The organism is Oscillochloris sp. ZM17-4 (assembly GCF_019599295.1).
Classification (GTDB): Bacteria; Chloroflexota; Chloroflexia; order Chloroflexales; family Chloroflexaceae; genus Oscillochloris.
Map to the genome: position 1 here is coordinate 1 of NZ_JAIEWN010000085.1, position 10,475 is coordinate 10,475.

Consider the following 10,475-nt stretch of genomic DNA (forward strand, 5'->3'; position numbering starts at 1 on the left):
ACGGCGAGGGCGGGGGCGGGCCGGGCTTCTTCCACGCCAAGGCGTTCATTGTCCAGGGGGCCGCGATTGTCGGCAGCAGCAACCTCACCGCCAGCGGGCTCACCGGCAACACCGAGCTGAACGCCGTCCACCGTGACCAGCCGATCGTCGAGGACTTCTCGGCCTGGTACGAGCGCATGTGGGGCGCGCCCCAGGCCGTAGACTTCAAGGCCGAGCTGATCGCGGCCCTGCGCCGCTCGCAGTTCGGCGACTACCCCTACACGCCCCACGAGATCTACATCAAGACGCTCTACGAGTACTTCAAGGACGACCTGGACAAGGAGGCCGCCCTCGACCCCACGCGCTCGGTGGTAGAGCTGGCCGCCTTTCAGCACGAGGCGTTCCAGAAGGCCCAGCGCATCCTGCGGCGCTACCACGGCGTGATGATCGCCGACAGCGTGGGCCTGGGCAAGACCTACATCGGCAAGAAGCTGCTGGAGCTGTTCGCCTACTACCAGCGCCGCCGCGCCCTGATCATCTGCCCGGCCCAGCTGCGCGAGATGTGGCAGCGCCAGATCGACGAGAGCCGCATCGCCGCCACCATCGTGGGCATGGAGGAGCTGGGCCGGGCCGACTACCCGGTCAGCCGCTATAGCGACGTCGAGTTCGTGCTGGTGGACGAGAGCCACAACTTCCGCAACCCGCAGGCCCAGCGCTACCAGAACCTGAGCCGCATCCTGGCCAGCGGCGAGCCCAAGCGGGTGGCCCTGCTCACCGCCACGCCGATCAACAACAGCCTGTGGGATCTCTACCACCAGATCGCGCTCTGGACGCGCGGCAACGACGGCTACTTCCGCGAGGCCGGCATCCGCTCGCTGCGCCAGTACTTCAAGGAGGCCGAGGGCCAGGGCGGCGCCGGCGGCATGCTCTTCAACCTGCTGGAGGAGGTGGTCATCCGGCGCACGCGGGCCTTCGTCCAGGAGCACTATGGCGAGGTGATGATCAGCGACCAGCCGCTGCGCTTCCCGCGACGCGCGCCGCTGAAGACCATTCGCTACAGCCTGGGCGCGACCTACGACGGCCTGTTTGCCCAGATCACCAGCGCCATCGAGGAGCTGGAGCTGCCGGGCTACAACCCCGAGGGCTACCTCGTCACCCCCGCCGCCAGCGACAAGCTGCGCGCCATGACGAACGGCGGGATCGTCGGCCTGCTCAAGACCACCCTGCTCAAGCGCTTCGAGAGCAGCGTGGTCGCCTTCCGGCGCAGCGTCCACCGGCTGCGCGACTTCCAGGAGCAGTTCTGGGAGCAGATCCAGGCCGGTCGGCTGCTGCACAGCGGCGCCCACCGGCGCATCCTGCGCCTGGAGGAGGACGACGACCCGGTGGGGCTGGACGCCATGCTTGAGAGCCTGGAGTCCATCGACCCGGCGCGCTACCGCATGGCCGATATCGCCAAGCACGTGTGGCACGACCTGATCCTGCTCGACGCGATCATCGCCCGGATCGACCCGCTGGGCACGGCCGAGGACGCCAAGCTGCACGCCTTCCTGGACGAGCTGCGGGGTATGGAAGGCCAGAAGGTGATCGTCTTCTCCTACTACCGCGACACCGCGCGCTATATCTACGAGCAGGTGGCCGCCGACCCGGCCCTGGCGGGCCGACGCGCGGTGGTGCTGAGCAGCGACACCCCGCCGCGCGAGCGCCAGCGCCTGATCGAGCGCTTCGCCCCGGCCAGCAACAAGGCCCAGGCGGCAGTCGCGCCGGACGAGGAGCTGGACCTGCTGATCGCCACCGACGTGCTGAGCGAGGGCCAGAACCTCCAGGACGCCGGGCGGCTGATCAACTACGACCTGCACTGGAACCCGACGCGCATGATCCAGCGCAACGGGCGCATCGACCGGCTTGGCAACCCCCACGCCGAGATCCAGATCGCCAACATCTTCCCAGCCGATGACCTGGAGGTGCTGCTGCGCCTGGTGGAGCGCATCCAGACGCGCCTGAGCGCGATCAACGAGACGATAGGTCTAGATGCGAGCGTGCTGGGCGAGCTGGTGACGCCGCGCACCTTCAACACGCTGCGCGAGCTGGCCGCCGGCGACGACAGCAGTCTCGCCTACTGGGGCCAGGTGAGCGAACTGGCGGGCAACGAGCTGATGCGCCAGCAGCTGCTGGCCTACCTGCGCCAGTACGGCGAGGCGCTGGTGCGCGACCTGCCGGGCGGCATCCACTCCAGTCTGCGCCGTGGACAGCGCCAGGGCGTGTTCGCCTACTACCGCTACCACGACCGGCACTTCTGGCGCTTCTACGACACGCGCCAGGGCTACGCGAGCGACAACCGCTTCGAGATCCACGAGCTGATCCGCGCCGCCCCCAGTGAGGCGCGGGCTGAGGACTGGCTGGCGCCCGCCGAGCATGAGCGCATCCTGGAGCTGCTGGCCGAGGACATCCTCTCCACCCTCCAGGAGCAGCGCGGCGCGGCGGCCCTCGGCGAGACGCTCGACAAGGTGCAGCGAGACCTGGGCCAGATCGTGCGCGCCGGCTGGTCGAGCCCCGGCGTGAGCCGGGCGCAGGCCCAGGCCGTGTTCGCCGCCCTGCGCACCCCGCTGCCGACCGCCTTCCTCAAAGACCTGCGGGCCATCGCCGCCCGCTACCAGCAGGACAGCGACTACCCGCTGCTGCTGGCCCTGCTCCAGAAGCTCTTCGACGAGTTCCAGCTCGCCGGCGCGCCCGCCGAGGCCCTGCGCCCCGAGAGCGAGCCGATCACCCGCGACGACCTGGAGCTGGTCTGCTGGATGTTGATTGCATAGGAGTTTGTATGCCCTTTCCGCCACGCAACGAGATTGAGGAGCCTCTTCTGCGGATGATCGCGCAGCAGGGCGGCTCAGCCAAGCCCGACGATGTCGTTAAGCCGCTTGCGGAGCTGTTCAAGCTGACGCCTGACGAGCAGCAAGGGGATTTACCCAGCGGGATGAACCGTTGGAAAAATATTGTTATGTGGGTTCGAAACGACCTACGCCAGAAAGGTGATATTGATGGCTCGACACATGGTGTATGGAAAATCACCGACAGCGGACTTGCGCGCATAGGAGAAACGCCCCCTCCACTCGATGATGAATCCTTAACGCTTCTTTCCATTAGCGATGATGATCTGCCCCTGCCGGCAACCTCTCCGGCGCTGCTGCGCCGGTTGATCGGCGAGCTGCGCCAGCACATCCTGATCGAGGACGACCTGGTGCGGCGGATCTACCACGCGCTGCTGGCCGGCCACGTCATCCTCAGCGGGCCGCCCGGCACCGGGAAGACCGAGCTGGCCCGCCTGATCCCCGAGCTACTCTGGCAGCGCGAGGTGAGCGCCGGGGCCAACCCCGACCCCGATGGGCCGACGATGGCAATGCGACGCGACACCAGCGCCGCCTTTGCCACCCGCCTGGTGACGGCCACCGACGAGTGGAGCGTGCGCACCCTGATCGGCGGCCTGGCCCCCAGCAGCGAGGGCGGGCAGCCGGTCTTCCGCATCCAGTACGGCCACCTGACCCACGCCATCTTCGACAACTGGGCGATCAATGAGGGCAACCCGACCGGCTGGCCAAACCCCCAGCGCAAGAGCCTGCGGGCACCCAGCGTGCTTGCCCACGGCGAGGAGCGCGAGTTTCGCGGGCGCTGGCTGATCATCGACGAGTTTAACCGCGCGCCCATTGACCTGGCCCTGGGCGAGGCCCTGACCGCGCTTGGCGGCAGTGGGATGCTGCGCGTGCCGGTCGAGGGCGGGAGCGCGGAGCTGCCGATGCCGAAAGACTTTCGGATCATCGGGACGCTGAACAGCTTCGACCGCAACTACCTCAACCAGATCAGCGAGGCGCTCAAGCGGCGCTTCGCCTTCATCGAGGTGCCGCCGCCCACCCGCGCGCGGCGCGCGGCCGAGCAGGCGATTGTTCTGGTCAAGGCGCTCAAGGATGTGGCCCACCTCAGCGACGGCGCGATCCAGGTTGAGGACAGCGGGGCCGTGCGCTGGGCGGGCGTGGTGTCGATCGCGCCGCAGCCATCCGGCGAGTATAGAGTCGACTGGGCCTCCCCCGACCTCGCCCTGCATGTGTGCTTCGGGTTTCTCTGGAACGTCTTCGAGGTCGTCCGCATCTACCGCCAGCTCGGCACGGCCCAGGCCATCGCGCTGCTGCGCCAGATGCTGATCGCCGGCGTCGTGCAGGACTTCACCACCGTCGAACAGTGGGTCGGCGCGGCCGACCTCGCCCTCTGCGACACCGTCGCCGACCAGCTCCAGCTGCTGCTGCCCGACGAGCTGGACGTGCTGATCGCCAACTTCGCGATCACCGAGCAGGCCGCGTTCATCGCGCGGATCAACCAGGTACTGGCAGGGCTCCTCGGCAGCCCGCGCAGGCTGGCCGCCCAGGTGGCCGCCCTCAATGCCGCACTTGAGGCCCAGGATAGCGGGATGGAGCGGCTCTCGGAGAACCCGGATGACTATACCAGCAAGGCGCCCCAGCTGACAGATGCCCAGGCGATCGCGCTATTCCACTGGCAGAACCCCGGGCACCGGCTGCCCGCCTTCGTCCGCCGCCTGCGGGCCTTCAAAGCGGAGCGCGGCCTGTGAGCGACACCCCCGCCCCGGCGGAGCCGCACACCGCGCGCGGCCCCGTCTCCGACCTCACTTGCCAGCTCTGGTCGCAGGGACTCCAGCGGCGCGTGATGCGCCTGCTGCTCCAGCACGACCAGCGGCTGTTCCACGGCCAGTTCCGGGCCTTCTATCGGGGGAGCGACCTGCCGAAGCTGCCGGTGTTCAGGCAGTACGACGACTTCCTCACCCTGCGCGCACTGAGTGACGAGCTGCTCGACGATATCATGCCGCGCATCCGGCGCCAGCTCAGCCTCCAGACCGACCAGGCCCGCCTGCTGGAGGATGCGCCGACACGGGGCGACATTGACTGGCCGCGCAGCATCCAGCGCGCCTGGAGCGAGACACCGGGCCTGCCTCCGCTCACCTTTGAGACGCGGCTGCGCCAGCGGAGCACCGTGACGCCGGAGAACCTCTTTACCGTCGCCGTGCTGCTGGCCTACCGCGCGCTCCTGCGCAACGTCCAGCGTGAGGATCTGGCAGATGAAGCGCTCTCTGAGCCAGAGCGCCAGGCGCTGAGTCAGGCCGACGACCATATCGAGCGCGAGCTGGCGGCCGCCTACGCGCGGGCGCTGATCCCCGCCGCGCGCCAGAGCGATATCGCCGCCCTAGCCGCCCAGGTCGAGGCGCGGCTCCGCCCCGGCCCGAACCCCTACCGCGATCTGCTGGACTGGTGGCGGCGCTTCACCGTCGCGCAGGTGGGCCGTGGCAGGGAGGCGCGGAAGCGAACGCTGTCCCCCATCCGTGAGGACGGCAAGACGGATGCCTGGCTCTATGAGCTCTGGATCATGCTGGAGCTGTTGCACGTGATCGATGGCGCTGGCGCGACGGCCCCGGCAGTTGGGGTCGTCAGGGAGCAGATCGATGTGGCCTTCACCTGGGAGGGAGTCCCGCTTCAGCTCACCTACAACCGCCAGGCCGATGAGACGCTCGGCAGTCGGCATGGCTGGCTCCACGGCCCCGGCGTGCGCCCCGACTACACCATCCGGCGCGAGGGAGCCCTGAAGGTGGAGCACAACGGCGTCACAATCTGGGAGGAGCCGCCGGTCATCCTCGACGCCAAGTACTATCTCTCCGGCAGTGACCCGGTGCGCACGCACGCCCCGATCAAGAAGCTGCTGGGCGATATGCTGCTCATGGGGGCAACCCAGTGCATCCTCTTCTTCCCCGCGCTGGCCAGCAAGAAGATACCTCGGGCGGTGAGGCGAATCGAGCAGCGCCACCACGGGGGGATGGCCGTCCCGCACGAGGTGCGGCTCTATCGGCTGGACCCGCTCATGCCGGTGGAGCAGCTCCAGGATCTGCTGCGCTCGATCCTGAGCCAGTGCGCTGAGACGCTGAGCGCCCGCCCCTCGGCGATCACCTGTGAGGGCGCGTGGATCGACGCCGACAGCCTGAACGACCGCCGCACCCTGCCGACGAGTCGGGTGATCTGCCCCAAGCCACACATCGGCCCAGGCGTCTTCGACCTGGTTGACCCGGCGGCCGACTGCCTGCGCAACCCCAAAGTCTGCCATGTGATCGGCCAGCCGATCGTCCCGCCCGTCGTGCTGCGCTCGCTGTCGGGCGGGGAGCTCGCGGGTCGAGCCGGCGAGCTGCGCCATGCGGCCGAGCGAGCCCTCAGCGCCGCCGAGCGAGGGGGAGATGAGGAGCACACCGAGCAGCTGCGCGCGCAGATCTTCGCCGGGGTCGGGCGGGCGGTCGAGCAGTATGTGAAGCTTCGTGGAAACACCGAGGCCATCCGCGAGCACTTCGAGCAGTGGGTCTTCGGCGAGCACTGGGCGGCGCACCCCTGGTCGCTCGGCGAAGACGTGCGCGAGATGCTCGTCAGCGGCGAGTATGTCTGGCAGGAGTACAAGCAGCTCGGCGACCAGCTGACCGACTGGGCCGCGCCGGCGGTGCAGTTCTGCCGGGCGCTGGAGCGCGAGCTAAAGCGCCGACTATTCGTGACTGCTGAGTGGAAGCAGTACAAGATCAAGGGCCCCTACGGCTGGACCATGGGCACCCCGCTCCACGCCTACCGACACGGGCCGGGCTATGTCGTGGAGGATGGTCAGGAGCGGAACGTAAACGGCCCCCATAACTGGCAGGTTATGTGCGCCTACCTCCGGCAGAGCGCGATAGATGACGCCGCGTACGCCACGGCCGAAGCTGCCTTTGCGACTATCATTGCCGGCCTTGCAGCGATCCGTATCGACGATCTCCGCAACAAGCTCGCCCATGGTGGCCCGGTCAGCCGGGAGTCGGCTGCCCAGATCCGCGCGGCTGTCATCGGCTCGCGGCAGCATATAGGGGCGCTCTGCTGGGCGACGGCGCACCTGCGGCCCCTTGACATCTGAGCTTGAGCACACCGCTGCGGTGCATCTGGGGCGCTGAAGCGCCCACTACGAGCCTCGCAAACGGTCAAGCTGGATTGAACTGCCGTTAGACAAGGTTCAATCCAGCTTGACCGTTTGCCGCCGAACGGCCCTCTCCCCCCAGCCCCCGCTCCCGTGGCCTTCGGCCAAAGGAGCGGGGGGGCCGTGCATCCGGGTGCTTTCCAGCTCCCCCCGCTCCTGTCCGCGCAGCGAACGGGAGCGGGGGGCTGGGGGGGTGAGGGCCATGATGGAACTGTACCGTAAAACCGGTCCCTCTGAAACCATGTCATACCGCAAAGCTCGCCCTGTGCGGCGTCGCCCGGCGGCTGAAGCCGCGGGCTAGCGTCTGCGAAGGCCGCCTGCGTGGCCTCAGGCAGGCCGCGCAGGCGGCCTTGGTTGGACCAGAGCCCGCCCGCTTACGGGCCGGGCACGCGCAGCGTGACAGGGTGACGTTTGCGCTACTGCCGCTATTGCTTTCAGCGAGTATTGTAGTAGATTGCACATAGCGTTCTGCCCATCATCCTTGCCCAGGGAGACTTCCTATGGCTCGCCGCCTCGCACTGATCCTCTTTGTCCTCGCTGGTCTGCTGCCGATGTTGCGCCCAACTGCCGCCCCGGCGGCCGCCCCCCTCGCCGCCCCCGCAGCCCTGGCCGATGGCCTCGCCCCGCCCGCCCTGCCCCGCTCCTGCATTGGTGGGGGCACCCCGCTCGACTACGCCCAGCCGGTCTGCTGCGTGAGCGGCTACGTCTACCTGAACGGCGTCCCGCTGGCGGGCGCGTCGGTGACGATCAGCGCGGGCGGGCGCACGGTCACCACCCAGACCCAGAGCTATCCCGATAGCCCGCTGCCCTACTTCACCGTCAGCCTTGGGGCCGAGCCGCTCGGCGTGCAGCCCGGCGATGCCGTGACGATCAGCGCCAGCGCGGGAGGGCAGGCCAAGAGCGTGACCTTCACGGCCCAGGAGGGCGGCCAGCAGGTGGATGTGGTGCTGCCGCAGATCGCGCTGAATGCGACCTGGACGCCGGGCGAGCGGCCGAGCCCGGGCTTTCGGGATGCGGCTATTGCCTATGACGCCGCGCGGGAGCGGCTGCTGCTCTTTGGCGGGCTGGCCCAGCCGGGCGAGACATGGGAGTGGGACGGCAGGAGCTGGACGCGGCGGGTGCCGATGAATGCGCCCCCGGCTCGCTCGGGCCATGCCATGGCCTATGACACCATCCGCCAGCGGGTCGTGCTGTTCGGCGGCACCGACGCCGGGGGGGCCGCGCTCAGCGACACCTGGGAGTGGGACGGCGCAGGCTGGGCCGAGCGCACCGCCGGCGTGCCCCCGGCGATCAGCGGGCGCCCGGCGATGGTGTACGACAGCGTGCGGGCCCGGGTGCTGCTGGTCGGGGCCAGCGCGGATAATCTCGCTGTCTGGGCCTGGGGTGACGCGGGCTGGGCGCAGCTTGCGGCGGGGAACGCGCCATCGGCGCGCACGGGCTTCGGCCTGGCCTACGATGCGCGGCGCGGCCGGGTGGTGCTGTTCGGCGGCCTGCGCGCCGGGCTGCTCCAGCAGGACACCTGGGAGTACGATGGCAGCGCCTGGGCGCGGGCCTACCCGCTCAGCCCGCCCTCGGCGCGCAGGGGCCAGGCGATGACCTACGACGCGCTGCGCCAGCGCGTGCTGCTGGCGGGCGGCGTGGGCGCGGGCGGCACGCCGCTGGAGGATAGCTGGGCCTGGGACGGCAGCGCCTGGAGCGAGCTACAGATCGACCTGCCGCCGCGCGCCAGCGCCCTGCTGGCCTACGACAGCGCCCGCGACACGACGATCCTGGCCGGCGGCTACAGCGACGCCGCCGCCAAGACCTACCCCGACGAGACATGGGAGCTGGACGCGATCGACTGGAACCAGCGCGCGCCGAGGGTGAGCCCCGGTGCCCGCTACGACTACCAGATGGCCTATCAGACGGATCGTAAGCGCGTGGTGCTGTTTAGTGGGAGAATGGTGAGTTCAAGACCTGAGGATACCTGGGAGTGGGATGGAGTCACATGGACTCTCCGCACACCGCCGATGAGTGCTCCTTACACTGCATATGGCGCAATGGTGTACGACGAATCTCATCATTACGCCTTGATGTTTGGTGGCCAACAATCTGCGGCATCACCTCAGGCCGCTAATACCACATGGGTGTGGGATGGACACACCTGGTCGCAAATTTTCCCGTCCGCTTCACCTTCTCCCCGCATAGATCATCAGATGGTCTATGATCGAATCCGTCAGCGTATCGTCCTCTTTGGGGGCAAAACCGCGAGCTTTGCGTACTTGAGTGACACTTGGGAGTGGGATGGAACCACATGGAAGGATGCTGCACCGAGCAGCTCGCCGCCGGGACAGAATTATAAACCTCTCATGTCCTACGATGAGGTCCGTCAGCAGACAGTCTTTCTTGAGAGTGTCAATAACCAGATTCCTGGCAAGACTCTGACATGGGACGGCACAAACTGGACAGAGCAAAACCCCACCCAGCAAGTGAGATGCTTTCTAGATTGTGGCGTGATGGTTTATGATTGGATAAGGCAACGGCTCGTAGTCCTGCAAAAAACATCTGACACCACCGTCTGGGAATGGGACGGCACAAACTGGATGACACTTGAGCGAACGCCCAGGCCAGCAATGCAGGATGTAAAGAGCCTTCTATCTCTGCCGGATCGGCAGGGAATAGTGCTATTCGGACAAAATAGTAGCACTGCTGACGCTCTGAACATGGCATGGCTCTGGGACGGCGCCGCCTGGAGCGAACAGCCCGACGACAGCTACGTGCCCGGCCAGCTCAGCGCGGCGGCGATGGCCTATCAGGCCGACGGCCTCAGCTTGCTGTTTGGCGGGCGCGCCCCCGATGGCCGCCTGAGCGGCCGCACCTTCCGCTGGCAGGGCGGCCGTTGGCTGCTGCTCGACCCCGCCACGTCGCCCCCGGCCCGCCAGTCCCACCAGATCGTCCGCAACGGCGACGGCGGACGGCTGCTGATGTTCGGCGGCGAGGATTCTGCGGGGGGCTACCTCGACGACACCTGGCTCTGGGATGGGGCAGACTGGCAGCTCCAGGCACCGGCCAGTCTGCCCTCGGCGCGGGCCGGCTACAGCCTGACCTTCGACGCCCGCCGGAGTGTCTGGGTGCTGTTCGGCGGGCAGGATAGCGCCAGCTACCTGGGCGATACCTGGGAGTATGACGGCGGCGCATGGCGGCAGATCAGCCCGACCGGCGCGCCGCCCGCCCGCTCTGGGGCGACGCTCACCTATGATGAAGGTCGGGGCGTGGCGGTGCTGGTCGGCGGGCAGGATACCGGCGGCCCGATGGGCGATGTGTGGGAGTACGACGGCGCGGCCTGGGTCGAGGCCGCGCCCGCGCCGCCGCTGGACGCCCGCAGCGGCCACGGCGCAGCCTATGACCCCAGCCGGGGCGTGGTGGTGGTGGTCGGCGGGCTGGATGCGGCCAGCGCCGTGCGCGGCGACACCTGGGAGTGGAACGGC

The 10,475-nt window shown here is 68.2% G+C and carries 4 protein-coding genes; all 4 read left to right on the top strand.

The features are described from left to right. Positions 1–2,786, top strand: a 2,786-nt coding sequence (locus K2Z83_RS26940; RefSeq protein ID WP_220598260.1) for a helicase-related protein, incomplete at its 5' end; no start/stop codon positions are given. An 8-nt stretch (positions 2,787–2,794) separates the two neighbouring features. Beyond that, positions 2,795–4,588, top strand: coding sequence for a winged helix-turn-helix domain-containing protein (locus tag K2Z83_RS26945; RefSeq protein WP_220598261.1), 1,794 nt, complete (start codon positions 2,795–2,797; stop codon positions 4,586–4,588). Next, positions 4,585–6,948: a hypothetical protein gene (locus K2Z83_RS26950; RefSeq protein ID WP_220598262.1), complete on the top strand. Its 2,364-nt coding sequence runs from the start codon at positions 4,585–4,587 to the stop codon at positions 6,946–6,948. Before K2Z83_RS26945 ends, K2Z83_RS26950 begins: the two co-directional genes overlap by 4 nt. Before the next feature lie 560 nt (positions 6,949–7,508). Beyond that, positions 7,509–10,475 (top strand): kelch repeat-containing protein (locus tag K2Z83_RS26955; RefSeq protein ID WP_305082529.1); only part of this gene is annotated, 2,967 nt, incomplete at its 3' end.

Coding starts and splice junctions, on each gene's coding strand:
- K2Z83_RS26945 (WP_220598261.1), top strand. CDS start 2,795: ATGCCCTTTCCGCCACGCAACGAGATTGAGGAGCCTCTTCTGCGGATG.